The following is a 26,609-nucleotide window of genomic DNA, read 5'->3' as shown; positions in this document are numbered from 1 at the left end:
ACGCCCGGTTACATTCCGAACCCGGAAGCTAAGCCTTTCAGCGCCGATGGTACTGCAGGGGGGACCCTGTGGGAGAGTAGGACGCCGCCGAACAATTATTGCGGGAAGCCCCGCACCAGCCCTTTCGGGTTCGGTGCGGGGCTTTTCTGCGTTCACGGCCTGTAGGGAGCCGTGGATCCTCTTGCGGTTCCCTGTGGAGGACACGATGACAGCAGACCACAACACCCATGTCGCCATTCAGCGGTGGCCGGCACGAGTGACTGCCCTGGCCGAGGCGGAACGGGTGGCCGGGACCCGACGGCGGATGAGAAGGCCTTCACGGCTTCCATGGAGACGAGCAGTCGCATTCTCGCGGGGGCCCAGCAGGAGATCGGTCTGGGACGGACCGAGCGGCTGCTGGTCTGGAATCAGACCAGCAGCCACCGCTGCCGCGTGTACCTCAAGCGCGTCAACACCTCTGACGGGCCGCAGCCCGGGAGTTCAGAGGCGGCCGGTGGACTTCAGGGCCAGGTAGGCGTCTGACAGGGCCGGGGCGAGGGTGGTGGGGGTGGCGTCGACGACGTGGACGCCGTGGCGGGTGAGTTGTTCTGTGGTGCGGCGGCGGGAGGCCTGGGACTGGGTGCCTGCGGCGGCCTCGTAGATCGCCTCCGGCGTGCCGCGGGACTTCGTCATCTGCTCGACGTGCGGGTCCGCGACCGATGCCAGCAGGACCGTGTGGCGCTGAGTGAGGCGGGGGAGGAGCGGCAGGAGGCCCTCTTCCAGGACGGCCGCGTCCAGGCTCGTCAGCAGGACCACCAGGGAGCGGCGCGGGGCGCTGCGCAGGACGGTGGAGACCAGGGTGCGGGCGTCGGTTTCGACGAGCTCCGGTTCCAGCGTGGCCATCGCGTTCACGAAGGCCGGCAGGATCTCCCCGGCCGAGCGGCCCTGGACCAGGGCGCGGGCACGGCGGTCGTGGGCCAGCAGGTCGACGCGGTCGCCGGCGCGCGAGGCCAGTGCCGCCAGCAGCAGGGCGGCGTCCATGGCGGAGTCCAGGCGGGGGGCGTCTCCGACGCGGCCCGCCGCGGTGCGGCCGGTGTCCAGGCAGATCAGGATGTGCCGGTCGCGTTCCGGGCGCCAGGTGCGGACGGCCACCTTGTCCTGGCGTGCGGTGGCCCGCCAGTCGATGGAGCGGGTGTCGTCGCCGGGGACGTAGTCGCGCAGGCTGTCGAACTCGGTGCCCTCACCGCGCGTCAGGAGGCTCGTGCGGCCGTCCAGTTCGCGCAGCCGCGCCAGCCGCGAGGGCAGGTGCTTGCGGCTGGCGAACGGGGGCAGGACCCGCACGGTCCAGGGGACGGTGTGGGTGCCCTGGCGGGCCAGCAGACCGAGCGGCCCGTACGAGCGGATCGTCACCCGGTCCGCCCGGCGGTCCCCGCGACGGGTGGGCCGCAGGCGGGTGGTGACCCGGCGGCGTTCGCCCGGCGGGACCACCAGCCGGTGGCGGGAAGCCCCGGGCTCCGTGCCGGGGAGCCAGCTGCTCGGGGGCCAGGCGTCGCGGAGGTCGGCCCGGAGCGGGCGCTTGCCCGGGTTGGTGACGGCGAGGTGGACCTCCGCCGGTTCCCCGAGGCGGATGGAGGTGTCGCCGGAGCGGGCCAGGGCGAGCCGCCGTACCGGCGCGGCCAGGGCGTAGTCGACGGCGCAGGCCAGGGCCAGCGGGCCGTTGACCGCGAGCATCCCCGTCCAGCTCGGTTCGAGGATGCCGACGGGGATGCTGCCGAGGGCCGCCAGCAGGGCGGCGCGTCCGGTGAGGGCCATCAGCGGGGGACGGGGACGTGGGACAGGATGGCGGTGACGACGGCGTCGGCCGTGACGCCCTCCATCTCGGCCTCGGGGCGCAGTTGGACGCGGTGGCGCAGGGTGGGCAGGGCGAGGGCCTTGACGTCGTCGGGGGTGACGTAGTCGCGGCCGGTGAGCCAGGCCCAGGCGCGGGAGGTGGCCAGCAGGGCGGTCGCGCCGCGCGGGGAGACGCCGAGCGTGAGGGACGGCGATTCGCGGGTGGCCCGGCAGATGTCGACGACGTACCCGGCGATCTCGGGGGAGACGGACACCTTCGCGACGGCCTCGCGGGCGGCTTCCAGTTCGGCTGCGCCGGCGACCGGACGGACGCCGGCGGCGTGGAGGTCGCGCGGGTCGAAGCCGGCGGCGTGCCGGGTGAGGACGCCGATCTCGTCGGCGCGGGAGGGCAGGGGGACCGTCAGTTTGAGGAGGAAGCGGTCCAGTTGGGCTTCGGGGAGGGGGTAGGTGCCCTCGTACTCGACGGGGTTCATGGTGGCGGCGACGAGGAAGGGCTCCGGCAGGCGGCGCGGGGTGCCGTCGACGGTGACCTGGCGTTCTTCCATCGCCTCCAGGAGGGAGGACTGGGTCTTGGGCGGGGTCCGGTTGATCTCGTCCGCGAGGAGGAGGTTCGTGAAGACCGGGCCGTTCTGGAAGGAGAACTCGGCGGTGCGGGCGTCGTAGACGAGCGAGCCGGTGACATCGCTGGGCATCAGGTCAGGGGTGAACTGGACGCGCTTGGTGTCGAGGTCGAGGGAGGCGGCGAGGGCCCGTACGAGGAGGGTCTTGGCGACACCGGGCACCCCTTCGAGGAGGACGTGGCCTCGGCACAGCAGGGCGACGACGAGACCGGTGACGGCCGAGTCCTGGCCGACGACGGCCTTTCCGATCTCGGTGCGGATCGCTTCCAGGGAGGAGCGGGCGCTGTCCGTGGTGGCCGTCATGAGGTGCGGACCTCTCTTTCGAGGGCGTCGAGGTGGTCGGCGAGCGCGACGAGTGCCGCGTCGTCGGCGGGGGCGGGGCCGAAGAGGAGGGTGGCCGGGTCGGGTGCGCCGGCGTGCGGGGCTCCGTACGGTGCCGCCGCGTGGGTGGCTGCGCCGGTGAGGCGGGCGGATACGGCGGGGACGAGGGTGGCCGGGTCGTGGGCGCGGGTGGGCGGTACGCCGACCAGGGCGGCGAGGCGTTCGCGGGCGGCTGCCCGCAGGACGGTGGCCGCGCGGTCGCGGGCGGCGGCCTTGCGGTAGAGGCGGGCGCGGCCTTCGGTGGCCTCGGAGGCCCGGATGGCGACGGGCAGCTGCTCGGTGACGAGGGGGCCGAGGCGGCGGGCGCGCCAGAGCGCGGCGAGGGCGGCGGCCACGAACAGCTGGAGCAGGGCCCAGCTCCAGCCGGCGGGGATCAGCTCCAGGAAGCCCTTCTGCTCCTCGGCCCCGGGGTCGGCGGTGTCCGCGAGGGAGGGCAGGTACCAGACGAGGTCGGGGCGGGAGCCGAGGAGCTGGAGGGCGAGGGAGGCGTTGCCCTCGTCGGCGAGGCTGCGGTTGAGCAGGATCTGCTCGGAGCCGAGGAGGACGGTGTCGCCGCCGGTGGTGGTGGAGGGGAGGACGAGCAGGGTGGGGCTGCCGCCGCTGGGGTAGCAGGCGGTGCCGGCGCCCGCGGGGGCGTAGCGGAGGTTTCCGCCGGTGGCGGCGCGGCCGGCGGAGGTGGCGGCGGGCAGGGCGCAGGCGGGGTCGAGGACGTCCTGGTCGGCGTAGCCCTTGCTCCGGATGGCGGGGGCCAGGTCGGGGAGGCTGCGGGGGCCGGGGGCGAGGAGGACGGTACGGCCGCCGGAGAGGTCGATGGCGGAGCGGATGGCGCGCCGCTGGTCCTCGCCGAGCCGGTCGGGGTCGGTGACGAGCAGGGTCGTGTGGGGGCCGGCGGCCTCGGCGGCCTCGTCGGCGGTGGTGACGACGCGGGTGGTGACCCCGCGGGCCTTGAGCAGCTCGGCGACGGCCCGGCTGCCGGCGGGGTCGGCGGAGCGGGGGTCGAGGTGGCCGTGCCGGCTGTCGGAGCCGAGGGCGGCCAGGGTGACGGCGCCGACGAGCAGGATCCCGAGTCCGACGAGCGCGCCGCGGGCCCGCCGCCACAGCGCTGCCGGGGTGGGCGCGGGGGGTGCGGTGCCGGCGCCGTTGCCTGCGGCGGCTGGGGCCGGTGCCGTACGGGGTTCTGCGACGGGCCGGGTGGAACCGCTGCCCGCGGGTTCGGGCGAGCCGGAGCGGGTTCTGCCTGCGGCGGCGCCGGGGGCTGGTGCGTCGGCGACGGGGGCCGGTGTGTCGGCGACGGGGGCGGCGGGGCGTGTACGGGTGGCGGGCCGGGTTCCGGTTTCCCCCGAGGGGGCGCCCGTACCGCCCTCAGTGCCCGCTTCGGCGGGCGCCCGGGTAGCCGCACCGGGGGTGGTGCCGTGGGGCGCGGGAGGGGCGTCCGGGGCCGGGCTCGGGGCCGTGGCCGGCGGAGTGTCCGTGCCGGTGTCTGCGGTCCGGGCTCCGGTGGCCCGGGCGAGGGCGGCGGGCTGCGTGTGCGGTGGGCCGGCTGCCGGGGTGGCCGGGGTGGGCTCGGGCGGTGGGGACGGGGTGGGGGTCATGCCGGGGGTCCCGTCAGGAGGGGCTTCGTGTGCGGGAGGGCGAGGTCCAGGGTGCGCAGGCGGGCGTAGGTGTCGGGGTCGGCGGTGCGGCCGCCGTAGGTGACGTCGTCGAAGGCGCGGGCCGCGGCGCGCAGCTCTGCGGTGTGGGCGGGGAGGGAGCGCGCGGCTTCGGCGGCGGCCTCGTCGGCGGTGCGGCCGGGGCGGGGGTCGAGGAGGGCGCGCTCCTCCAGGGAGCGGACGATGGCCCGCATGCGTTCCCGGACGGCTTCGCTCCAGCGGCCGGCCGCGGCATGGGCCTCGGCGGCGGTGCGGTGGTCCGCGGCGCTGCGCGGGGCGTCGTCGAACAGTGTGGCCGCGGGCGCGACGGCCCGACGGGGGGCGCCGAGCCGCCACCACAGGGCGGCCAGTGCCAGGACGACCAGGGCGGCGACGGCGGCGAGGCCGAGGGCGCCGCCCGGGGTGGCGGCCGAGGCGTGGTCGAAGAGGTCGCCGACCCATTCCCAGAACCGGTTCAGGGCGCGCTGGAGCAGGCCCGGATCGTGCTCGTGGTACATCGGCTTCGACAGTTCGCGTTCGGCCGCCTCACGACCGCCGTCCCGCGGTGTCGTGACCGGCGGCTCCACCGCCGCCGGTGTGATCGCCTGGCTGATGATGCCCCCCCAACCCGTCACCTGCGCATCAGCTCCCGGTCGGCGGCGCGGCCGCTTCCGTGCCGTAGTCCTCCAGGCCCGCCGCCCGGGCGAGCTCCAGGTCGAGGGCCTCGCGGCGGATGCGCTGGTCGACGTAGAGCAGGACGGTGACACCCGACTGCATCGGCATGGTGATCACCAGGCCGATGATCCCGCCGATCGCGGCGGTGACCAGGTAGCCCCAGCTGTCGGGCGGGGCGGTGGTGCCGAGCATGCCGCTGACACCGCCGCCGAAGAGGGCGAAGGCGATGGCGTTGAAGACGCCGCCGATCATGCCCGCGAGGAAGGAGGTGATCAGGCCCGTCAGGAGCGTGATGCCGAAGATCCGCCACCACGAGCCCTTGACCAGCCGGGCGGAGCGCGTGAAGGCGGTGAGGATCCGGGCCCGCTCCAGCATCAGTGCGGGCGAGGCCAGGCTGAACCTGATCCACAGCCAGGTGATCAGCACGAGCGCGGCGGGGACGCCGAGGAGGATCAGACCGGCGCTCCGCATCAGGATGCCGGGAAGGACGAGCACCACGCCGATGAGGAGCGCCCCGAGCCCGGTCAGCACGGTGAGGCCGAACAGCTTCAGCAGCTGGGGCCGCGCCTCGCGCCAGGCGGCGGAGACGGTCGAGGGCCGGCCCAGTACCGCCCGGCTGAAGATCATCGTCAGCATCGAGGTGACCAGGAGTCCCCCGAGCAGCTGGAGGAAGAGGGCGCCGCCGCCGAGCAGCAGTGCCCCGGCGAAGAGGTCGTTGATCTCGTCCATGCTGGGCTGGGCGCCCGGCTCGAAGGACTCCAGGTTGACGCGGGACAGCAGGTTCTTCTGCAGGAGGACGTTGCCCACCTGCACGCACACGGCCACGACGCCGGTGAGCGAGAGGACCGAGCGCCAGTGGGTGCGGATGGCGGCGACCGCTCCGTCGAGGATCTCGCCCACGCCCAGCGGGCGCAGCGGGATCACGCCCGGCTTGGCCGCCGGGGGCTTGCCCCACTGGCCGCCCCACTGGCCGGGACCGCCGGAGCGGGCGTAGCCGTGGCCGTACTGGCCTGCGCCGGGCTGCGGTGGCCGGGGCTGCTGCTGCGGCGGGGTCGGGGGCAGGCCGGGGCTCGACCAGTCGCCGGGCGGCGGCTGCTCCGCGGACCACTTCTGCCCGCCCGCTGCCGGTGGCGCGGTGCCGTCGCCGCTCTGACCGTCGGGCGCGCCCGGCCGCTCGCCGTCGGACGGGGAGGCGGGGGATCCGGGCGTAGCCCAGCCCGGAGAGTCGTTCATCGTCGCTCCTTCGCGTGCACCTGTGGGGCGGGGGCGCTGGTCGGCTGCCATCGTGCCACGTGGGAACGTTGAACGGACGGGCCGTCCCCCCGGATCCCCGGCCGTCCGTGCCTTCAATTGTCGCCGGGATCCGGGGCACACTGGTCGGTCTGGTCCCCACCCAGGTCCGAGGGTCGATTTCCAGCCCTTTTGGCTGTGGGACAGCTCACCGCCGGGTAACGATTGGCTAATGGGATGATGTCAACCATGAAGGGACGCGTCCTTGTCGTCGACGACGACACCGCGCTGGCCGAGATGCTCGGCATTGTGCTGCGTGGAGAAGGTTTTGAGCCGTCGTTCGTAGCGGACGGCGACAAGGCACTGGCTGCCTTCCGGGAGGCGAAGCCGGACCTGGTGCTGCTCGACCTCATGCTGCCCGGACGGGACGGCATAGAGGTGTGCAGGCTGATCCGCGCCGAATCCGGTGTACCGATCGTGATGCTCACCGCCAAGAGCGACACGGTCGACGTCGTGGTGGGTCTGGAGTCCGGTGCCGACGACTACATCGTCAAGCCGTTCAAGCCGAAGGAGCTGGTGGCCCGGATCAGAGCCCGCCTGCGCCGGTCGGAGGAGCCCGCGCCCGAGCAGCTGGCCATCGGTGACCTGGTCATCGACGTGGCCGGGCACTCGGTCAAGCGGGACGGCGCCTCCATCGCACTGACCCCGCTGGAGTTCGACCTGCTGGTCGCCCTCGCGCGCAAGCCCTGGCAGGTGTTCACCCGCGAGGTGCTGCTGGAGCAGGTGTGGGGCTACCGGCACGCGGCGGACACCCGCCTGGTCAACGTGCACGTGCAGCGGCTCCGCTCCAAGGTCGAGAAGGACCCGGAGCGCCCCGAGATCGTGGTGACGGTGCGCGGTGTCGGCTACAAGGCCGGACCCAGCTGACGTGCAGCCCGGCAAGCCCCGGAGCGGCTCCCGCCGGGGGCCCCTGCGGGGCGGCCGGCTGCTCCAGGACGGAGCGCCCGGCGGCCCCGTGCTGCGGCTGTTCGTACGCCTCGTACAGCGGCCGCTGCTTCCGGCTGTCCGGCTGTGGCGGCGCAACATCCAGCTGCGGGTGGTCGCCGCGACGCTGCTGATGTCGCTGGCGGTGGTCCTCGCCCTCGGTTTCGTGGTGATCGCGCAGGTCAGCAAGGGGCTGCTGGACGCCAAGGAGGAGGCCGCGCAGAGCCAGGCCGCGGGCGGTTTCGCCGTCGCGCAGGAGAAGGCCAACACGCCGTCCACCGTCGACGGGCCCGACGCCACCGACAACAAGGTGGGCCGGGACGCCAGCACCTGGATGAACTCGCTGGTCAAACAGCTCGCCAGTGGCGGCCAGACCGCCTTCGAGGTGGTCGCGCTCGGTGCCGGCACCGGCACGACGGGGAGCGGCGCGCAGCCGCCGGGCGGGCCCGCCGTCTCGGGCGTCAAGGGCGCCCGCGCCTCCGGCAACGTCGACCCGACCGCGAGCGTCCCGCCCGCCCTGCGGCGATCCGTCAACCACGCCACCGGCACCTTCAAGACCTTTTCCCAGATCCGCTACACCGCCGGGCCGGGGGCCAAGGCGCCCGAGCCCGCGCTGGTCGTGGGCAAGCGGCTCACCGACATCAACGGCGACCCGTACGACCTGTACTACCTCTTCCCGCTGACGCAGGAGGAGGAGTCCCTCAACCTGGTCAAGAGCACCATCGCGACCGCGGGCCTGTTCGTCGTGGTGCTGCTCAGCGCCATCGCATGGCTGGTCGTGCGCCAGATCGTCACGCCCGTACGGATGGCCGCCGGCATCGCCGAGCGGCTTTCGGCGGGGCGGCTGCAGGAGCGGATGAAGGTCACCGGCGAGGACGACATCGCGCGGCTCGGCGAGGCCTTCAACAAGATGGCGCAGAACCTCCAGAACAAGATCCAGCAGCTGGAGGACCTGTCCCGGATGCAGCGCCGGTTCGTTTCCGACGTCTCGCACGAGCTGCGGACGCCGCTGACGACGGTCCGGATGGCCGCCGATGTCATCCACGACGCCCGGGTGGACTTCGACCCGGTCACGGCGCGGTCCGCGGAGCTGCTCGCCGGGCAGCTCGACCGCTTCGAGTCACTGCTCGCGGACCTGCTGGAGATCAGCCGGTTCGATGCGGGGGCCGCGGCCCTGGAGGCGGAGCCGATCGACCTGCGGGACGTCGTACGCCGGGTCATCGACGGCGCCGAGCCGCTCGCGGAGCACAAGGGCACCCGGATCCGGGTCCTCGGCGACACCCAGCCGGTCATAGCCGAGGCCGACGCCCGGCGCGTGGAGCGCGTCCTGCGCAACCTCGTCGTCAACGCCGTGGAACACGGCGAGGGACGCGATGTGGTGGTCCGGCTCGCCTCGGCGGGCGGGGCCGTCGCGGTCGCCGTACGGGACTACGGCGTCGGGCTCAAGCCGGGGGAGGCCACCCGCGTCTTCAACCGCTTCTGGCGTGCCGATCCGGCGCGGGCGCGCACGACCGGCGGTACGGGCCTCGGCCTGTCCATCGCCGTCGAGGACGCCCGGCTGCACGGCGGCTGGCTGCAGGCCTGGGGGGAGCCGGGCGGGGGCTCGCAGTTCCGGCTGACCCTGCCGCGGACCGCCGACGAGCCGCTGCGGGGCTCCCCGATCCCGCTGGAGCCGGAGGACTCGCGGGCCAACCGGGCCAGGGCGGCGGCCGAAGCGGCCGGTGCGGGGGCGGCCACGCAGGCACCCTCGCGGGATGCGGGCCGGCCCGACCGCTCGCCGATACCGCCGCGCTCGGCGGTCGCCGGGGCCCTGCCGGTGCCGTCGGACCCGACGGCGCTGCCGGGCAACGGGGCCCGGGTGGTGGCCCGCCCGGCCGACAGGGCAGCCGACACGGCAGCCGACAGGGCAGCCGACATGGCGGCGGACAGGGCGGCCGGGACCCCGCGCGACGCGGCGGCTCCGGCGCAGGACCCGGCGCCGCACACGAAGGACGACACGCCCGGCGCGCAGGACGGGACCGTCCGCACGCCGGAGGTCCGGGCGGCTGTCGGCCGGCCGGCAGCACAGGAGGATGGCGCAGGTGGACGCTGAGCCCGCACGGGTTTCCAGGGACGGCGGTGTCCGCCGCCGACGGACGGCCCGCGCCACCGCCCTCGCAGCGGCCGCACTGGTCCTCGCCGGCTGCGCCTCCATGCCCGACCACGGGGAGATCCGCGAGGTACGGGCCTCGCAGGGGGTCGACTCGCAGGTCCGGGTCTTCGGCGTGCCGCCGGCCGAGAAGGCCGGCGCCCAGGACATCGTCGACGGCTTCCTGGAGGCCATGACCAGCGACGACCCGCAGCTGCAGACCGCCCGCAAGTACCTCACGCAGGAGGCGGCGAAGAACTGGAGGCCCGGCTCGGCCGTCACGGTGCTCTCGGCCGGCCTCGACCGGATATCCGTCCAGGGCGAGAAGGACTCCGCCGACCCCCGCTTCAAGGTCAGCGGCACGAAGCTCGCGACGGTCGACGAACGCAGCGCCTACCAGCCGGAGACCTCGGGAGGGCGGTACGAGGAGTTCCTCACGCTGGTCAAGGAGAACAAGGAGTGGCGGATCGCCACCCCGCCCAGCAGCCTCGTGCTCAGCGAGTCCGACTTCCAGCGCATCTACATGCCGGTCAACAAGTACTACTTCGCGGGCGGCACGCTCGTCGCCGACCCCGTGTACGTACGCCAGCGCAGCGACCCCGACTCGCGGATGGACCCGACCACGCAGACCGTCCAGTCGCTGTTCGCGGGACCGTCCAAGTGGCTGGCCCCGGTGGTCACTTCGAGCTTCCCCACCGGTACGGAACTGCGCGAGGGCACGAAGACCCTCTCGTACGACGGGCAGAACACGCTACGGGTTCCGCTGAACGACAAGGCCGACAACGTCGCGCAGCCGCAGTGCCAGAAGATGGCCACCCAACTGCTCTTCACCGTGCAGGACCTGACGGCCTCCCAGTTGTCGCGGGTCGAGCTGCTGCGCTCGGACCGGTCCTCGCTGTGCTCGGTGACGAACGCGGCGGCGTCGGCGCTCGCCCACCGGATCCCGAGCCCCGGCTACCAGTACTACGTCGACAGCGACAGCCGGCTCGTGCGGCTGAAGCTCGACGTGAGCAGCGAGGACCAGCAGTACAAGCCCGAACCGGTGCCCGGCCCGCTGGCCGCCACCCCTGCCTTCAAGATCGGCTCGGCGGCCGTCTCCTACGACGAGAAGCGCGCGGCGGTGGTCTCCGAGGACGGGCACGGGCTCTACCTGGTCAACACGACCACCGCCGGAACGATGCCGCAGCCGCTGCTGACCGGTAAGGGCGCCAAGCCGAACGGCCTCGGGGCGCCGAGCTGGGACGCGGCGGGCGATCTGTGGGTCGCCGACCAGGACCCGCAGAACCCGGCGCTGTACCGGGTGCCGGGCGGCACCGGGACCCCGCAGAAGGTCGAGGTCCCGGGGCTCGACGGCGGGCGGATCACCGCGCTGAAGGCGGCGCCCGACGGGGTGCGGATCGCGCTGCTCGTGCAGAACCAGAACCGCAACCGGCTCTTCATCGGACGGATCGAACGGCCCGAAGGCAAGACGGACCCGGCGGCGCCGGTGGCCGTGCGCGAGCTGCGCCCGGCGGCTCCGCAGATGGCGAGCGTGACGGCGCTGAGCTGGGCGCCGCGGGGCCGGCTGCTGGTGGTGGGCCGGGAGAGCGGCGGGGTCGTGCAGGCCCGGTACATGCTGGCGGACGGATCGATGGTCGCGGCGGGCCTGCCCGGGGCGACCGGGCTGGTGGCGGTCACGGCGACCGAGGACGAGAAGAAGCCCGTGGTCGCGTGCTCGGACGAGGACGGGATCGTATGGCTGCCGCCGGGGGCGCAGTGGCGCACGGTGGCGGCGGGCGGCCGGGCGCCGGTCTACCCGGGCTGACGGCTCCGGTCCGCCGCCCCTTCGCCGTTGTCCACAGGGGTGGCGGGCGGCGGCCGGCCCCCGGCACAGTGGCCGCATGCGGGGGTGGTGGCAGGAGCTGGCCGGGCTGGTGCTGCCGATCGACTGCGCGGGGTGCGGGGCCGCCCGGGCACTGCTGTGCCCGCGCTGCGGTGAGGCCCTGAGCGGCGCGGCGGCCGGACCCGTACGGCCTTCGCCGCCGCCGCGCGGGCTGCCGGCGGTGCATGCCGCCGCCGCGTACGAGGGCGCCGTACGGGCGGTCGTCCTGGCGCACAAGGAACGCGGGGCGCTGCCGCTGGCCGGGCCGCTGGGCGCTGCCCTGGCGGCGGCGGTCCGCTCGGGCGGGGCCGGCCGGGAGCTGGTGCTCGTCCCGGTGCCCTCGGCGCGGGCGCAGGTCCGCGCGCGCGGGCACGATCCCGCGCGCCGGATCGCCCTGGCGGCCGCGGGGCGGCTGCGGCGGGCGGGTTGCGCGGCGCGCGTGGCGCCCGTACTGCGCCAGCGGCGGCCGGTGGCGGACCAGGCAGGTCTGGGCGCGCGGGAGCGGCGGGAGAACCTGGCGGGAGCCCTCGCGGTGGTGCCGGGAGCGGCGGCGGCGGTGGCCGCGGGAGGGGCCCGGCCGGCGGGGGCGGGGATCGTCCTGGTGGACGACCTGATCACCACCGGAGCCACGCTGGCGGAGGCGGCCCGGGCGGTGCGCGCCGCCGGTCTCGGACCGGTGGCGGGGGCGGCCGTGGTGGCGGCCCCGGCCGGGTCCTTCGTACGGATCCGGTCGAAGACCCGTCCAGAGCAGCGATCGGGTGAATAGTTTTGGAACTGGTGGGGAAGCTGCATCGTTACAGCAGGTAAGAGGGAATGGCCACCTGAACGGAGGTACGGGCCGGTAGCGGGTGCCGACAACCGCCATCGAGAGATATGTTCGGTTGTAAGGAAACGGCGAGCCTTGGGCGCCATGCATCGGACCGTGCGTTTCGGCGTTTCCGAAACTTCGTGTCAGAGGCTGTCTCTCGACTCCGAAGTCGGTGGGGTGTAGATCTTGCCGATGGGGGAGGAGGAGGTGAAAGTCGCCAAGTCCGAGGCTCCGGTGTTCACCGGAGCCTGGTGCGAAAGGGAGACGCTTCGCCCCAGGAGGCGGAGCTATCCGGGAACGGAGTTCTGCGTGGACATCGTCGTCAAGGGCCGCAAGACCGAGGTGCCCGAGCGGTTCCGCAAGCACGTGGCCGAAAAGCTCAACGTGGACAAGATCCAGAAGTATGACGGCAAAGTCATCAGCATGGACGTCGAGGTGTCCAAGGAGCTCAACCCGCGGCAGGCCGACCGTTCCGACCGTGTGGAGATCACCCTGCGCTCGCGGGGCCCGGTGATCCGTGCCGAGGCCGCGGCCGCAGACCCGTACGCAGCTCTGGACCTCGCACACGAGAAGCTTGAGGCCCGGCTGCGCAGGCAGCACGACAAGCGCCACAGCCGTCGCGGCAACGGACGCCTCTCGGCGGCCGAGGTCGCCGACGCCGTGCCGGACGCCGCGTCGCTGAACGGCAACGGCGAGCTGGTCCCGGCGGACAAGGAGGAAGCGATCCCGACCACGCGGATCGGATCGCTGGAAGTGCAGGGCGAAGGCCCGCTCATCGTCCGCGAGAAGACCCACTCGGCCGCCCCCATGTCGCTCGACCAGGCCCTCTATGAAATGGAACTGGTCGGCCACGACTTCTATCTGTTCGTCGACTCCGACACCAAGATGCCGAGCGTCGTCTACCGGCGCCACGGCTACGACTACGGCGTGATCCACCTCAACGCCGACCAGGCCTCCAGCTCCGCTGAGCCCGGTGCGGGCGCGGGCGGCGCGCTCGGCGGCTGACGCCGCGCCCGGCGTGGGCCGGGCGGTGCGAGGGTGTGGTGCCCCCGGGATGTTCGGTCGTCCCGGGGGCACCCGTACGACGTGTATGCGCCAGGTGGTCGCCGACGGCTCCGCGCGCGGTGGCGCAGGCATGGAATCATGGCGGGCAGTCAACCGGCGTACGACCTCGTCCGGTTGGCTTGGAGCTCGGCACATGCAGGGGGAGGAACGATGGCGGACAGCTTCGGGCCGGTGCGCGGTGATGAGGGCGGCGAGCCGATCCGGGTGCTCGTCGTCGACGACCACGCCCTGTTCCGGCGCGGGCTGGAGATCGTCCTCGCGCAGGAGGAGGACATCCAGGTCGTCGGTGAGGCGGGTGACGGCGCGGAGGCGGTGGACAAGGCGGCGGACCTGCTGCCGGACATCGTGCTGATGGACGTGCGGATGCCGCGGCGCGGCGGGATCGAGGCGTGCACCTCGATCAAGGAGGTCGCCCCCTCCGCGAAGATCATCATGCTGACGATCAGCGACGAGGAGGCGGACCTCTACGACGCGATCAAGGCGGGCGCCACCGGATACCTCCTGAAGGAAATCTCCACCGACGAGGTCGCGACGGCGATCCGCGCGGTGGCGGACGGCCAGTCGCAGATCAGCCCGTCGATGGCGTCGAAACTCCTGACGGAGTTCAAGTCGATGATCCAGCGGACGGACGAGCGGCGGCTCGTGCCGGCGCCCCGGCTCACGGACCGGGAACTGGAAGTCCTCAAGCTGGTGGCGACCGGGATGAACAACCGGGACATCGCCAAGGAGTTGTTCATCTCGGAGAACACGGTGAAGAACCACGTCCGCAACATCCTGGAAAAACTGCAGCTGCATTCCCGGATGGAGGCCGTGGTGTACGCGATGCGGGAGAAGATCCTCGAAATCCGCTGACCGGCTCCGCCCGTAGACCCCGCCGCCCCCCGCGGGCTCCCGCCCCCGCAGGCTGCCGCCCCCGGGGGCTCGACTGCGGGCCCCGCCGCGCCTAGAGCGCGGCCAGTTCCGCCGTGACGGCCTCGGCCTCGGCGGGGGTGTCGGTGCGGTCGATGCGGACGGCGTCGCAGCCGACCCAGTCCGCCGCCTCGCGCAGGGCCTCCGCCATCGGGCGGGCGGCCTTCAGCCCGGTCAGGGAGAGCTGGCGGGCCACCAGGGTGCGGCCTTCCCGGGCCGGGTCGACGCGGCCCTGGAGCCGGCCGCCCGCGAGCAGCGGCATCGCGAAGTAGCCGTGTATCCGCCGGGGCTTGGGCACGTACGCCTCCAGGCGGTGGGTGAAGTCGAAGATGCGCTCCGTGCGGGGGCGGTCCCACACCAGGGAGTCGAACGGGGAGAGCAGGGTCGTGCGGTGGCGGCCCCGCGGGACGGTGGCCAGCGCGGCCGGGTCCGCCCAGGCGGGCCTGCCCCAGCCCTCGACCTCCACCGGCACCAGCCCCGAGTCGGCGATCACCGCGTCGACCTGCTCGCCCTTGAGGCGGTGGTAGTCCGCGAGGTCGGCCCGGGTGCCGACGCCCAGGGACTGGCCGGCCAGCGCCACCAGGCGGCGCAGGCACTCGCGGTCGTCCATGTCGTCATGGAGCAGGGCGTCCGGAACCGCCCGCTCCGGCAGGTCGTAGACCCGCTTCCAGCCGCGCCGCTCCGTGCAGACCACCTCACCGGTGTCCAGCAGCCACTCCACGGCGATCTTGGTCTCGGACCATTCGAACCACTCGCCGCCGTTCTTGGCGCCGCCCAGCTCGGTCGAGGTGAGCGGCCCGTCGGACCGGAGCCGGTCCAGCACCGCCTTCGTCGAGCGCTCCTTGTCCTGGAGGACGTGCCAGCGGTGCCCGCGGGCCCGGCGCTCCCGGCGCCGGAAGGCGAAGTGCGGCCACTCCTCGATGGGCAGGATGCAGGCAGCGTGCGACCAGTACTCGAAGGCGTGGGGGCCTGCCGAAGGCGTGCCGTCGGCTCCGGTCGACCAGTACGCCGACTCGACCGCCGCCCGGCCCACTGCGCCGAGCCGCGCGTACGGGACCAGCTCGTGCGAGCGGGCCAGGACGGAGATCGTGTCGAGCTGCACCGCGCCCAAGTGGCGCAGTACGCCCCGGACCCCGCCGCGCCGGTCGGGCGCCCCCAGGAAGCCCTGGGCGCGCAGGGCGATGCGGCGGGCCTCGTCGGCGGAGAGGGACAGGGTCGGCGGCGGTGCGGTCGTCATGACCGCACCCTAGATCCCCCCACTGACAGCGGGGAGGTACGGGAGCGCGGAGGGCAGGCCGAGGTCCGAGGGGAGCAGGGCGCCTATCCAGCAGTCCCGCACCGTGCCGTTCTTCTCCAGGGCGGCGCGCAGCGCGCCCTCCATCCGGAAGCCGGCCTTCTCGGCGACGGCGCGGGACCCGGCGTTGCCGACTTCGGCACGCCATTCCAGCCGGGCGGCGCCCACCTCGGTGAAGGCCCAGCGGGCCACGGCCAGCACGGCCTCGGTCATGTAGCCGCGGCCCCGGTGCTCCTTGACCGTCCAGTAGCCGATCTCGTACGCGCCGGGTCCGCGGACGTGCACGCCGACGGCCGCGACCAGCGGTCCGTCCCCGCCCAGCCGGACCGCGAAGGAGTAGCCGGTGTCCTCGCGCCAGCCGTTCGGGACGATCTCGCCGACGAAGCCGCGGGCGTCCTCGCGGGTGTAGGGGGAGGGGACCATCGTCCAGCGCTGGATGTCCGGGTCCTGCGCGGCGGCGTACACCTCGTCCTCGTCAGCGGGGGTGAACGGCCGCAGGCTCAGTCGCTCGGTGCTCAGGGTGAGGGGTTCCATGCACGGATTGTGGTCGCCGTCCGGGGGACACCGCGAACAGTTTTCGGTTACACCGGCACCTTCCGGGCGTCGCGCACGTTCTCATTCCGGGTGCCCGCGCCCTGCGGATGCGGCGGACCTCCCGACGCGACCGCGTCCTCGCTTACGATGGCCGTTGCGGTGGGGCCCACCCTCCGTGCCCGCGTACGAACCAGTGCCCAGGCCCGACCGGCAAGGAGACAAACCTCGGTGTCCGTCTTCAACAAGCTCATGCGTGCAGGCGAAGGCAAGATCCTGCGCAAACTGCACCGCATCGCGGACCAGGTCAACTCCATCGAAGAGGACTTCGTCAACCTCTCCGACGCCGAGTTGCGGGCGCTCACGGACGAGTACAAGCAGCGCTACCAGGACGGCGAGAGCCTGGACGACCTGCTGCCGGAGGCCTTCGCGACCGTCCGCGAGGCCGCCAAGCGCGTCCTCGGCCAGCGGCACTACGACGTCCAGATCATGGGCGGCGCGGCGCTGCACCTCGGCCACGTCGCCGAGATGAAGACCGGTGAGGGCAAGACCCTCGTCGGCACGCTTCCCGCGTACCTGAACGCCCTGTCCGGCAAGGGCGTCCACCTGATCACGGTGAACGACTACCTCGCCGAGCGCGACTCCGAGCTGATGGGCCGGGTGCACAAGTTCCTCGGCCTGGAGGTCGGCTGCATCCTGGCGAACATGTCGCCGGCGCAGCGCCGCGAGCAGTACAACTGCGACATCACGTACGGCACGAACAACGAGTTCGGCTTCGACTACCTGCGCGACAACATGGCGTGGTCGAAGGACGAGCTGGTGCAGCGCGGCCACAACTTCGCCGTGGTCGACGAGGTCGACTCCATCCTCGTCGACGAGGCGCGTACGCCGCTGATCATCTCCGGTCCGGCCGACCAGGCGACCAAGTGGTACGCCGACTTCGCCAAGCTGGTCACCCGCCTCACCAAGGGCGAGGCCGGCCAGCCGCTGAAGGGCATCGAGGAGACCGGCGACTACGAGGTCGACGAGAAGAAGCGCACCGTCGCCATCCACGAGGCCGGTGTCGCCAAGGTCGAGGACTGGCTCGGCATCGAGAACCTCTACGAGTCGGTGAACACCCCGCTCGTCGGCTACCTGAACAACGCCATCAAGGCCAAGGAGCTGTTCAAGCGCGACAAGGACTACGTCGTCATCGATGGCGAGGTCATGATCGTCGACGAGCACACCGGCCGTATCCTCGCCGGCCGCCGCTACAACGAGGGCATGCACCAGGCGATCGAGGCGAAGGAAGGGGTGGAGATCAAGGACGAGAACCAGACCCTCGCCACGATCACCCTCCAGAACTTCTTCCGCCTCTACACCAAGCTGTCCGGCATGACCGGTACGGCCATGACCGAGGCCGCCGAGTTCCACCAGATCTACAAGCTCGGTGTCGTCCCGATCCCGACCAACCGGGACATGATCCGCAAGGACCAGCCGGACCTGATCTACCGGACCGAGGTCGCGAAGTTCGCCGCCGTCGTCGACGACATCGCGGAGAAGCACGAGAAGGGCCAGCCGATCCTCGTCGGTACGACGTCGGTCGAGAAGTCCGAGTACCTCTCCCAGCAGCTCTCCAAGCGGGGCATCCCGCACGAGGTGCTGAACGCGAAGCACCACGAGCGCGAGGCCTCGATCGTCGCCCAGGCCGGCCGCCGCGGCGCCGTCACCGTCGCCACCAACATGGCCGGCCGCGGTACCGACATCAAGCTCGGCGGCAACCCGGACGACCTCGCCGAGGCCGAGCTGCGCCAGCAGGGCCTCGACCCGGAGGAGCACATCGAGGAGTGGGCGCACGCGCTGCCCGCCGCGCTCAAGCGCGCCGAGGCGGCCGTGAAGGCCGAGTTCGAGGAGGTCAAGGCGCTCGGCGGGCTGTACGTGCTGGGCACCGAGCGGCACGAGTCGCGCCGTATCGACAACCAGCTGCGCGGCCGCTCCGGCCGTCAGGGCGACCCGGGCGAGTCCCGCTTCTACCTGTCGCTCGGCGACGACCTGATGCGGCTGTTCAAGGCGCAGATGGTCGAGCGCGTCATGTCGATGGCGAACGTGCCGGACGACGTGCCGATCGAGAACAAGATGGTGACGCGCGCGATCGCGTCGGCCCAGTCGCAGGTCGAGACCCAGAACTTCGAGACCCGCAAGAACGTCCTGAAGTACGACGAGGTCCTCAACAGCCAGCGCGAGGTCATCTACGGCGAGCGCCGCCGCGTCCTGGAGGGAGAGGACCTGCACGAGCAGGTGCGCTTCTTCATGGACGACACGATCGACGCGTACATCGCGGCCGAGACGGTCGAGGGCTTCGCCGAGGAGTGGGACCTGGACCGGCTGTGGGGCGCCTTCAAGCAGCTCTACCCGATCAAGGTGACGGTGGAGGAGCTGGAGGAGGCCGCGGGGGACCGTGCGGGGATCACCGCCGAGTTCATCGCGGAGTCCGTCAAGGACGACATCCACGAGCAGTACGAGGCGCGCGAGAAGGCGCTCGGCTCCGACATCATGCGTGAGCTGGAGCGGCGCGTGGTGCTGTCGGTCCTGGACCGCAAGTGGCGCGAGCACCTGTACGAGATGGACTACCTCCAGGAGGGCATCGGCCTGCGGGCGATGGCCCAGAAGGACCCGCTGGTCGAGTACCAGCGCGAGGGCTTCGACATGTTCAACGCCATGATGGAGGGCATCAAGGAGGAGTCCGTCGGCTACCTGTTCAACCTGGAGGTCCAGGTCGAGCAGCAGGTCGAGGAGATCCCGGTGCAGGACACCGAGCCCGCGGTGGCCGCGGCCGCGCGGCCGGAGATCCGGGCCAAGGGCCTGGACACCCCGCAGCGTCCGGACCGCCTGCACTTCTCCGCCCCGTCGGTGGACGGCGAGGGCGGCGTGGTCGAGGGCGACTTCGAGGCCGACGAGGCGGGGATGACGCGGGCCGAGCGCCGCAAGGCCCAGAAGGCCGCCGGCGGCCGCCGCCGCAAGAAGTAACCGCTGCCCGCACGGGCACCCCTGCCGGGGCCGGACGCCAGGAACGGTGTCCGGCCCCGGCGGCGTTGTACGGCGCGTAGCTGTCCACATCGTCAAAGTTCCGCCCCCGCTCTTGTACAGCTTCCGCCCGTGACAAGGGGAGTACGGGCGGTGCTCGACTGGGGCCATGGACAAGCGAGTTGAGCCCAGCCGCACACAGCTGCAGTTCGAGCTCCGCTGCGGCGGGCTCCACGTGATCATTCACCGCGTTCCCGTCTGGCTCATCACGCTCGTGACCACGGCCACCGGCACCGGGGCCGCCTGGTGGACCAGCCGGTAGGCGGGCGGGGTCCTCACGGGAGGGGGGCCATTTCGACGGCCGCACAGCGCCAGCGGAGGTCCGGGCCCTGTTCGAGGCGGAAGGCCATCGCCGAGACGCGGTCGCCCGTGGCGATGCGGGCGAAGGCCTCGATGACGCCCGGGCCGGGGTGGAAGCGCCCGCAGTGCCGCAGGACCGGGCGCAGCCGCTCGCGCCTCGGTTCTGCCCCGGCGCCGGGGTCGTGGGCGGGGCTTGCGGTGGCCAGGGTGACGAGCTGGTCGTAGGCCGGACCGACGGTGAGCCCGAGCAGGGAGTGCACCGGCCGCTGGCCGCTGACCACCGCGAGCAGCCGTTCCGCGAACCAGTCGTGCGGGCCGCGCGGGCGGCGGGGGCCGCGCGGGCGGCGCTGGTCGTGGCGGCCGGGGGGCCGGGTGGTGTTCCTGGTCATGGCGGTCGTCCCCGAGAAGTCCGGGCCCGAAGTGGTACCGGGCGGTAACTTGGTAGGGGATCTTCTACGGGCCCTGCCCATCCTCCGCAACGGCCCCGGAGGTGCACCGAAGAAGGGGTCCGCGTTCACCTATCCGAGTGCCCGGCCGGGCCCGCCCGCGGCGCCGGGCTCGCACAGCGGAGCCCCTGGTGGACGTGATCCGGCCGCGGGGCAGCAGCCCGAAAGGGGACGGCCGCCGCCGGAAAAGGCCGTACGGCCGTATCCTGAGGGCGTTTGACGACTACCGAAAGCAGCCGGCCATGCGCGTGTACGTCCCCCTGACCCTCCCCGGGCTCGCCGAGGCGCACAAGGCGGGTGAGCTGGGCCCCGCCCCGCTGCGCGCGTACGCGGTCACGCCCGGGCTGCGCGAGTGGTACGTGTCGGACGACATCGAGGAGCTGGAGTACGCCGCCCTGAGCCGGGCCGCGGCCGCCTCCCTGCGGATGCTCGCCGAGGACCCCGCCGCCCCCCGCAAGCGGGTCGTGGTCGCACTCGACGTCGACGACAAGGCCGCCACCGCCACCCCCGGGCTCGACGAGGCCACCCTCGGCCAGGTGACCCTGGCCGGCGCCGTCCGGCTCGCCGTGGCCGCGGCCGTCCACGTGGACGCCGAGGACGCCGAGGCCGATGTCAGCGCCGCCGCTGCCGCCGTCCCCGCCGCCGACCGCGGCGACGACGACGCCCGGTTCACGGTGGACGGTGCAGAGGACCACGAGCTGCTCTGGTTCGGCGTCCAGGAGATCCCGGGGCTGCTGAAGTGAGCATTCCGGCCACCGCCACCCGCCCCGGCAACCCCTCCGCGCCCGTCCACATAGTCTGGGACTGGAACGGCACCCTGCTGCACGACATCGACGCGGTCCTCGCCGCGACGAACGCCTCCTTCGCCGAGTTCGGCTTCGCGCCGGTCACGCTGGAGCAGTACCGCGAGCTGTACGTCGTCCCGGTACCGAAGTTCTACGAACGGCTGATGGGCCGGCTGCCCACCGAGGCGGAATGGGCCGTCATGGACGACACCTTCCACCGGTACTACTGGGCCGCCGCCGATGCCGCCGGGCTCACCGAAGGGGCCCGGGAGCTGTTGCACGACTGGCAGGCGGAGGGACTCACCCAGTCCCTGCTCTCCCTCGCCCCCCACGAGAAGCTTCTGCCGCTGGTCCAGGCCCACGGCATCGACCGGCATTTCCTGCGCGTCGACGGGCGGGTCGGCTCTTCGCACACCTCGAAGGCCGGTCACCTCGTCCGCCATATGGCCGCATTGGCGGACAGCGGGGTGTCGGCCGGTCATACGATCCTGATCGGCGACGCCGTCGACGACGCGCTGGCCGCTGCGCACGTAGGTGCGAGAGCCGTCCTCTACACGGGTGGTTCGCACAGCCGCCGCAGTCTGGAATCGGCGGGCGTGGAAGTCGTCGACACCCTGGCAGAAGCCGTACGCGCTGCTCGCCGTCTGGCCGAATAAGTACTTGCACGAACCCGCCCGCGTCACTGCGCACTACGTCAAAGTTCCGGACCTGCTTTTGTACAGATCTGGTGCGTGACGGACAGGGGGTGCGGCGAGATAGCCTGGTACCCGTGATCAGCGCGATAGTCATCGGAGGCACCGCAGCCTCCGGCCAGCGCCCGGCGCACGACCGTGCCCGGGCCTTCGCTGATCCCTGCCGCCGGGAGCCCCAGCCGATCATGGCCTGTTCCCTCCCGGCCGGCTCTCACCACGGCATGGCGCCGATTCCGGACGGACACCCCGCCTCGCGGCGCTACGTCATTCCTTCCTTCACCTACGTCACGCAATGGCGCGCGACAGGAGCCAGAGGACATGCAGACCAAGCTGGACGAAGCAAAGGCCGAGCTGCTCACGAGGGCGGCCCGGGTAGCTGAGCACAGCCCGGCCGGGGGGCTACTTCCGACTGGGTCCGAGCAGGGGGAGCGTCCCGACCCGGACACGACTCTCGCCTACCTCCAGCGCTACTACCTGCACACCGCCCCCGAGGACCTCTTGGACCGGGACCCGGTCGACGTGTTCGGGGCCGCGCTCTCCCACTACCGGCTGGCCGAGAAGCGCCCGCAGGGCACCGCGAACGTCCGCGTGCACACCCCCACGGTCGAGGAGAACGGCTGGACCTCCAGCCACTCGGTCGTCGAGGTCGTCACCGACGACATGCCCTTCCTCGTCGACTCCGTCACCAACGAGCTCTCGCGCCAGGGCCGCGGCATCCACGTCGTGATCCACCCCCAGGTCGTCGTCCGCCGTGACATCACCGGCAAGCTGATCGAGATCCTCGGCCCCGACTGCGACGCCCACGGCCCCCGCACCGCGCGCCCCCACGACTCCCTCGTCGAGTCCTGGATCCACGTCGAGATCGACCGCGAGACCGACCGCGCCGACCTCAAGCAGATCACCGCCGACCTCCAGCGCGTCCTGTCCGACGTGCGCGAGGCCGTCGAGGACTGGGAGAAGATGCGCGACGCCGCGCTGCGCATCGCCGACGGCCTGCCCGACGAGCCGGTCGCCCCGGACCTGCGCGAGTACGAGCTCGAAGAGGCCCGTGAGCTGCTGCGCTGGCTCTCCGACGACCACTTCACCTTCCTCGGCTACCGCGAGTACAACCTCGTCGACGACTCGCTGGCCGCCGTCCCCGGCACCGGCCTCGGCATCCTGCGCTCCGACCCGCACCACAGCGGCAAGGACGACGGCCACCCGGTCTCGCCGTCCTTCAACCGGCTGCCGGCCGACGCGCGCGCCAAGGCCCGCGAGCACCGCCTGCTGGTGCTGACCAAGGCCAACAGCCGCTCCACCGTGCACCGCCCCTCGTACCTCGACTACGTCGGCGTGAAGAAGTTCGACGCGGACGGCAACGTCGTGGGCGAGCGCCGCTTCCTCGGCCTGTTCTCCTCCGCCGCGTACACCGAGTCCGTGCGCCGCGTCCCGGTCATCCGCCGCAAGGTCGCCGAGGTCCTCGAAGGCGCCGGGTTCGCCCCGAGCAGCCACGACGGCCGCGACCTGCTGCAGATCCTGGAGACCTACCCGCGCGACGAGCTGTTCCAGACCCCGGTCGACAAGCTCCGCGAGATCGCCACCTCCGTCCTGTACCTCCAGGAACGCCGCAAGCTGCGGCTGTACCTGCGCCAGGACGAGTACGGCCGCTACTACTCGGCCCTCGTCTACCTTCCGCGCGACCGCTTCACCACCGGTGTCCGGCTGCGGCTGATGGACATCCTGAAGGAAGAGCTCGGCGGCATCAGCGTCGACTTCACCGCCTGGAACACCGAGTCGATCCTCTCCCGCATCCACTTCGTCGTCCGCGTCCCGCAGGGCACCGAGCTGCCCGCGCTGACCGACGCCGACGTCGAGCGCGTCGAGACCCGCCTGGTCGAGGCCGCCCGCTCCTGGGCCGACGGCTTCGGCGAGGCCCTGGTCGCGGAGCTGGGCGAGGAGCGCGCCGCCGAGCTGCTGCGCAAGTACGGCACCTCCTTCGCCGAGGGCTACAAGGCCGACCACTCGCCGCGCGCGGCCGTGGCCGACCTGTGCCACCTGGAGCGGCTCTCCGCCGGCGAGGGCGAGTTCGCGCTCTCCCTGTACGAGCCGGTCGGCGCGGGCCCCGGCGAGCGCCGGTTCAAGATCTACCGCACCGGTGAGCAGGTCTCGCTGTCCGCGGTCCTGCCGGTGCTCCAGCGCTTGGGCGTCGAGGTAACCGACGAGCGCCCGTACGAGCTGCGCCGCAGCGACCGCAGCAACGCCTGGATCTACGACTTCGGCCTGCGGATGCCCCTGGCCGGCGCCGGCGACCACTACCTCGGCGACGACGCCCGCGAGCGCTTCCAGGACGCCTTCGCCGCGGTCTGGCGGGGCGACGCCGAGAACGACAACTTCAACACCCTGGTCCTGAGCGCCGGGCTCACCTGGCGCCAGGCCGTGGTGCTGCGCGCGTACGCCAAGTACCTGCGCCAGGCCGGCGTGAACTTCAGCCAGGACTACATGGAGGACACCCTCCGCAACAACGTCCACACCACCCGGCTGCTGATCTCGCTGTTCGAGGCCCGCCTGTCGCCCCACCGCCAGGCCGCCGGCACCGAGCTGATCGACGCCATGCTGGAGGAGCTGGACGGCGCGCTCGACCAGGTCGCCTCGCTCGACGAGGACCGGATCCTGCGGTCCTTCCTCACCCTCATCAAGGCGACGCTGCGCACCAACTTCTTCCAGCTCAACGCCGAGGGCGAGCAGCACGCCTACGTGTCGATGAAGTTCGACCCGCAAGCGATCCCGGAACTCCCGGCGCCGCGCCCGGCCTTCGAGATCTGGGTGTACTCCCCGCGCGTCGAGGGCGTCCACCTGCGCTTCGGCAAGGTCGCCCGAGGCGGCCTGCGCTGGTCCGACCGCCGCGAGGACTTCCGTACGGAGATCCTCGGCCTGGTCAAGGCGCAGATGGTCAAGAACACCGTCATCGTGCCCGTCGGCGCCAAGGGCGGCTTCGTCGCCAAGAACCTGCCGGACCCGTCGGTGGACCGCGACGCGTGGCTCGCCGAGGGCATCGCCTCGTACAAGATCTTCATCTCCGCGCTGCTCGACATCACCGACAACATGGTCGGCGGCGAGGTCGTGCACCCCAAGGACGTGGTCCGCCACGACGAGGACGACACCTACCTCGTCGTCGCCGCCGACAAGGGCACCGCGACCTTCTCCGACATCGCCAACGGCGTCGCGGAGGCGTACGGCTTCTGGCTGGGCGACGCGTTCGCCTCGGGCGGCTCGGCCGGCTACGACCACAAGGGCATGGGCATCACCGCCCGCGGCGCCTGGGAGTCGGTCAAGCGGCACTTCCGCGAGCTCGGCCACGACACCCAGACCGAGGACTTCACCGTCGTCGGCGTCGGCGACATGTCCGGTGACGTCTTCGGCAACGGCATGCTGCTCTCCGAGCACATCCGCCTGGTGGCGGCCTTCGACCACCGGCACATCTTCGTCGACCCGACCCCGGACGCGGCGACCTCGTACGCCGAGCGCCGGCGCCTGTTCGACCTGCCGCGCTCCTCGTGGGCCGACTACAACACGGAACTGCTCTCCGCGGGCGGCGGGATCCACCCGCGCAGCGCGAAGGCGATCCCGGTCAACGCGCAGGTGCGCGCCGCCCTCGGCATCGAGGCGGGCGTCACCAAGATGACCCCGGCCGAGCTGATGCAGGCGATCCTCCAGGCCCCCGTGGACCTGCTGTGGAACGGCGGCATCGGTACGTACGTCAAGGCGGCGACCGAGACGCACGGGGACGTCGGCGACAAGGCCAACGACGCGATCCGCGTCAACGGCGGCGACGTCCGCGCCAAGGTGATCGGCGAGGGCGGCAACCTGGGCCTGACCCAGCTCGGCCGTATCGAGTTCGCCCGGATCGGTGCCGGCGGCGAGGGCGGCAAGGTCAATACCGACGCCATCGACAACAGCGCCGGCGTGGACACCTCCGACCACGAGGTGAACATCAAGATCCTTCTCAACGCGGTCGTCGCCGAAGGCGACATGACCGTCAAGCAGCGCAACAAGCTGCTGGCGGAAATGACCGACGAGGTCGGCAGGCTCGTGCTGCGCAACAACTACGCGCAGAACGTGGCCCTCGCCAACGGTGCGGCCCAGGCCCCCAGCCTGCTGCACGCCCAGCAGCGCTTCATGCGCCGCTTGGAGGGCGACGGCCTGCTGAACCGGAGCCTGGAGTTCCTGCCCACCGACCGGCAGATCCGCGAGCTGCTGAACAACGGCAAGGGCCTGACCCAGCCGGAGCTCGCCGTCCTGCTGGCCTACACCAAGATCACGGTGGCGGACGACCTCATCGCCACCGGGTTGCCGGACGACCCGTACCTGCGCCGCCTGCTGCACGCGTACTTCCCGGCCGCGCTGGGCGCGAAGTTCGCGGACCAGATCGACGGGCACGCGCTGCGCCGCGAGATCATCACCACCGTCCTGGTCAACGACACCGTCAACACCGGTGGTTCGACCTTCCTGCACCGCCTGCGGGAGGAGACCGGAGCCTCGGTGGAGGAGATCGTCCGGGCACAGCTCGCGGCCCGCGAGATCTTCGGCCTGGCCGAGGTGTGGGACGCGGTCGAGGCCCTGGACAACCGCGTCGCGGCCGACGTCCAGACCCGGGTGCGGCTGCACTCGCGGCGCCTGGTCGAGCGCGGCACCCGCTGGCTGCTGAACAACCGGCCGCAGCCGCTCCAGATCACCGAGACGATCGAGCTCTTCGGTGAGCGGGTGCGCCAGGTCTGGGACGAGCTGCCCAAGCTGGTGCGCGGCGCGGACCTGGAGTGGTACCAGTCGATCGTGGACGAGCTGACCGACGAGGGCGTGCCGGACGAGCTGGCGGCCAAGGTCGCCGGATTCTCCTCGGCCTTCCCGACGCTCGACATCGTCGCGATCGCGGACCGCACCGGCGTCGACCCGCTGGACGTCGCCGAGGTGTACTACGACCTCGCCGACCGCCTGGACATCACCCAGCTGATGGACCGGATCATCGAGCTGCCGCGGGCCGACCGCTGGCAGTCCATGGCCCGCGCCTCCATCCGTGAGGACCTGTTCGCGGCGCACGCCGCGCTGACCGCCGACGTACTGGCGGTGGGCAACGGCGACTCCACTCCCGAGCAGCGCTTCAAGGCGTGGGAGGAGAAGAACGCGGCGATCATCAGCCGGGCCCGGACGACCCTGGACGAGATCCGGGGCTCGGACGACTTCGACCTGGCGAACCTGTCGGTGGCGATGCGGACGATGCGCTCCCTGCTGCGCGCGCACAGCTGACCGCTGCGGGGCGTTGACGGGTGAAGGGCGGGCCCGGCTCACGGGATCCCGCCCCCCCCGCGGGGAGTGGCCGCGCGGGGGGCGGACCCGTAGCCCGCC

At 72.4% G+C, this 26,609-nt stretch carries 19 protein-coding genes and 1 rRNA gene; 12 read left to right on the top strand and 8 right to left on the bottom strand.

Annotated elements, in window-relative coordinates; all coding sequences use genetic code 11:
• Window positions 1–93, top strand: a 5S ribosomal RNA gene (rrf, locus tag AB0B01_RS28035); the annotation flags it as partial.
• 387 nt (window positions 94–480) lie between these two features.
• Here rrf and AB0B01_RS28030 read toward each other — a convergent pair.
• From AB0B01_RS28030 to AB0B01_RS28010, 5 genes are read right to left on the bottom strand one after another with little or no spacing between them, the layout of a single operon-like run.
• Window positions 481–1,791, bottom strand: coding sequence for a DUF58 domain-containing protein (locus tag AB0B01_RS28030; RefSeq protein ID WP_361724790.1), 1,311 nt, complete (start codon window positions 1,789–1,791; stop codon window positions 481–483).
• Window positions 1,791–2,753 carry a MoxR family ATPase gene (locus tag AB0B01_RS28025; RefSeq protein ID WP_361724787.1) on the bottom strand — a complete coding sequence of 321 codons (963 nt, stop codon included), beginning with the start codon at window positions 2,751–2,753 and terminating at the stop codon, window positions 1,791–1,793. Before AB0B01_RS28025 ends, AB0B01_RS28030 begins: the two co-directional genes overlap by 1 nt.
• On the bottom strand, window positions 2,750–4,423 hold the full coding sequence (locus tag AB0B01_RS28020) for a DUF4350 domain-containing protein (protein WP_361724784.1): 1,674 nt from the start codon (window positions 4,421–4,423) through the stop codon (window positions 2,750–2,752). Before AB0B01_RS28020 ends, AB0B01_RS28025 begins: the two co-directional genes overlap by 4 nt.
• On the bottom strand, window positions 4,420–5,094 hold the full coding sequence (locus tag AB0B01_RS28015) for a DUF4129 domain-containing protein (RefSeq protein ID WP_361724781.1): 675 nt from the start codon (window positions 5,092–5,094) through the stop codon (window positions 4,420–4,422). Before AB0B01_RS28015 ends, AB0B01_RS28020 begins: the two co-directional genes overlap by 4 nt.
• Window positions 5,095–5,101: 7 nt before the next feature.
• The gene (locus AB0B01_RS28010; protein ID WP_361724778.1) at window positions 5,102–6,367 is read right to left on the bottom strand and encodes a hypothetical protein; all 1,266 of its coding nucleotides are present in this window, start codon (window positions 6,365–6,367) and stop codon (window positions 5,102–5,104) included.
• 234 nt (window positions 6,368–6,601) lie between these two features.
• On the opposite strand from AB0B01_RS28010, the gene mtrA reads away from it, so the two are divergent.
• From mtrA to AB0B01_RS27980, 6 genes are all read left to right on the top strand, one after another.
• On the top strand, window positions 6,602–7,291 hold the full coding sequence (gene mtrA, locus AB0B01_RS28005) for a two-component system response regulator MtrA (RefSeq protein WP_189747360.1): 690 nt from the start codon (window positions 6,602–6,604) through the stop codon (window positions 7,289–7,291).
• Between the two features lie 43 nt (window positions 7,292–7,334).
• Entirely contained in the window at window positions 7,335–9,440 is a 2,106-nt protein-coding gene (gene mtrB, locus AB0B01_RS28000) for an MtrAB system histidine kinase MtrB (RefSeq protein WP_361724793.1), read from the top strand.
• The gene (locus tag AB0B01_RS27995) at window positions 9,430–11,280 is read left to right on the top strand and encodes an LpqB family beta-propeller domain-containing protein (RefSeq protein ID WP_361724775.1); all 1,851 of its coding nucleotides are present in this window, start codon (window positions 9,430–9,432) and stop codon (window positions 11,278–11,280) included. The genes mtrB and AB0B01_RS27995 overlap by 11 nt, the downstream gene beginning before the upstream one ends.
• Before the next feature lie 76 nt (window positions 11,281–11,356).
• Complete coding sequence (locus AB0B01_RS27990) at window positions 11,357–12,103, top strand: phosphoribosyltransferase family protein (protein ID WP_361724772.1); 747 nt, start codon at window positions 11,357–11,359, stop codon at window positions 12,101–12,103.
• Window positions 12,104–12,454: 351 nt separating this feature from the next.
• Window positions 12,455–13,150 carry a ribosome-associated translation inhibitor RaiA gene (gene raiA, locus AB0B01_RS27985; RefSeq protein WP_361724769.1) on the top strand — a complete coding sequence of 232 codons (696 nt, stop codon included), beginning with the start codon at window positions 12,455–12,457 and terminating at the stop codon, window positions 13,148–13,150.
• A gap of 210 nt (window positions 13,151–13,360) precedes the next feature.
• Window positions 13,361–14,062 (top strand): response regulator transcription factor, encoded by a 702-nt coding sequence (locus AB0B01_RS27980; RefSeq protein WP_030300047.1) that lies wholly within the window; start codon window positions 13,361–13,363, stop codon window positions 14,060–14,062.
• 91 nt (window positions 14,063–14,153) lie between these two features.
• Here the strand turns inward: AB0B01_RS27980 and AB0B01_RS27975 are convergent, their stop codons facing one another.
• A complete protein-coding gene (locus tag AB0B01_RS27975) occupies window positions 14,154–15,356 on the bottom strand; it encodes a crosslink repair DNA glycosylase YcaQ family protein (protein ID WP_361724766.1) in 1,203 nt (400 codons plus the stop codon).
• A gap of 9 nt (window positions 15,357–15,365) precedes the next feature.
• Window positions 15,366–15,947, bottom strand: a complete 582-nt coding sequence (locus AB0B01_RS27970) for a GNAT family N-acetyltransferase (RefSeq protein WP_361724763.1) — start codon at window positions 15,945–15,947, stop codon at window positions 15,366–15,368.
• A 228-nt stretch (window positions 15,948–16,175) separates the two neighbouring features.
• Here AB0B01_RS27970 and secA point away from each other — a divergent pair, with 228 nt between their 5' ends.
• Window positions 16,176–18,950 carry a preprotein translocase subunit SecA gene (gene secA, locus AB0B01_RS27965; RefSeq protein ID WP_361724760.1) on the top strand — a complete coding sequence of 925 codons (2,775 nt, stop codon included), beginning with the start codon at window positions 16,176–16,178 and terminating at the stop codon, window positions 18,948–18,950.
• A 166-nt stretch (window positions 18,951–19,116) separates the two neighbouring features.
• Entirely contained in the window at window positions 19,117–19,269 is a 153-nt protein-coding gene (locus AB0B01_RS27960) for a hypothetical protein (RefSeq protein ID WP_361724757.1), read from the top strand.
• 13 nt (window positions 19,270–19,282) lie between these two features.
• On the opposite strand, the gene AB0B01_RS27955 is transcribed toward AB0B01_RS27960, so the two are convergent.
• The gene (locus AB0B01_RS27955) at window positions 19,283–19,696 is read right to left on the bottom strand and encodes an Rv3235 family protein (protein ID WP_361724754.1); all 414 of its coding nucleotides are present in this window, start codon (window positions 19,694–19,696) and stop codon (window positions 19,283–19,285) included.
• A 299-nt stretch (window positions 19,697–19,995) separates the two neighbouring features.
• Between AB0B01_RS27955 and AB0B01_RS27950 the strand changes: the two genes are divergently transcribed.
• The 3 genes from AB0B01_RS27950 to AB0B01_RS27940 all read left to right on the top strand — a co-directional run bounded on the left by AB0B01_RS27950 (window position 19,996) and on the right by AB0B01_RS27940 (window position 26,510).
• The gene (locus AB0B01_RS27950; protein ID WP_361724751.1) at window positions 19,996–20,496 is read left to right on the top strand and encodes a hypothetical protein; all 501 of its coding nucleotides are present in this window, start codon (window positions 19,996–19,998) and stop codon (window positions 20,494–20,496) included.
• On the top strand, window positions 20,493–21,194 hold the full coding sequence (locus tag AB0B01_RS27945; protein ID WP_361724748.1) for an HAD family hydrolase: 702 nt from the start codon (window positions 20,493–20,495) through the stop codon (window positions 21,192–21,194). The genes AB0B01_RS27950 and AB0B01_RS27945 overlap by 4 nt, the downstream gene beginning before the upstream one ends.
• Before the next feature lie 354 nt (window positions 21,195–21,548).
• The gene (locus AB0B01_RS27940; protein ID WP_361724745.1) at window positions 21,549–26,510 is read left to right on the top strand and encodes an NAD-glutamate dehydrogenase; all 4,962 of its coding nucleotides are present in this window, start codon (window positions 21,549–21,551) and stop codon (window positions 26,508–26,510) included.
• Window positions 26,511–26,609: the final 99 nt, after the last annotated feature.

Source organism: Streptomyces sp. NPDC044571, from assembly GCF_040647115.1.
In the GTDB taxonomy this organism is placed as follows: Bacteria; Actinomycetota; Actinomycetes; order Streptomycetales; family Streptomycetaceae; genus Streptomyces.
The sequence above is the reverse complement of the archived record's forward strand: the minus strand, read 5'-3'. Positions and strand labels throughout refer to the sequence as shown.

Coding starts and splice junctions, on each gene's coding strand:
- AB0B01_RS28030 (WP_361724790.1), bottom strand. CDS start 1,791: ATGGCCCTCACCGGACGCGCCGCCCTGCTGGCGGCCCTCGGCAGCATC.
- AB0B01_RS28025 (WP_361724787.1), bottom strand. CDS start 2,753: ATGACGGCCACCACGGACAGCGCCCGCTCCTCCCTGGAAGCGATCCGC.
- AB0B01_RS28020 (WP_361724784.1), bottom strand. CDS start 4,423: ATGACCCCCACCCCGTCCCCACCGCCCGAGCCCACCCCGGCCACCCCG.
- AB0B01_RS28010 (WP_361724778.1), bottom strand. CDS start 6,367: ATGAACGACTCTCCGGGCTGGGCTACGCCCGGATCCCCCGCCTCCCCG.
- mtrA (WP_189747360.1), top strand. CDS start 6,602: ATGATGTCAACCATGAAGGGACGCGTCCTTGTCGTCGACGACGACACC.
- AB0B01_RS27990 (WP_361724772.1), top strand. CDS start 11,357: ATGCGGGGGTGGTGGCAGGAGCTGGCCGGGCTGGTGCTGCCGATCGAC.
- AB0B01_RS27980 (WP_030300047.1), top strand. CDS start 13,361: ATGGCGGACAGCTTCGGGCCGGTGCGCGGTGATGAGGGCGGCGAGCCG.
- AB0B01_RS27975 (WP_361724766.1), bottom strand. CDS start 15,356: ATGACGACCGCACCGCCGCCGACCCTGTCCCTCTCCGCCGACGAGGCC.
- AB0B01_RS27970 (WP_361724763.1), bottom strand. CDS start 15,947: ATGGAACCCCTCACCCTGAGCACCGAGCGACTGAGCCTGCGGCCGTTC.
- AB0B01_RS27960 (WP_361724757.1), top strand. CDS start 19,117: ATGGACAAGCGAGTTGAGCCCAGCCGCACACAGCTGCAGTTCGAGCTC.
- AB0B01_RS27955 (WP_361724754.1), bottom strand. CDS start 19,696: ATGACCAGGAACACCACCCGGCCCCCCGGCCGCCACGACCAGCGCCGC.
- AB0B01_RS27950 (WP_361724751.1), top strand. CDS start 19,996: ATGCGCGTGTACGTCCCCCTGACCCTCCCCGGGCTCGCCGAGGCGCAC.
- AB0B01_RS27940 (WP_361724745.1), top strand. CDS start 21,549: ATGCAGACCAAGCTGGACGAAGCAAAGGCCGAGCTGCTCACGAGGGCG.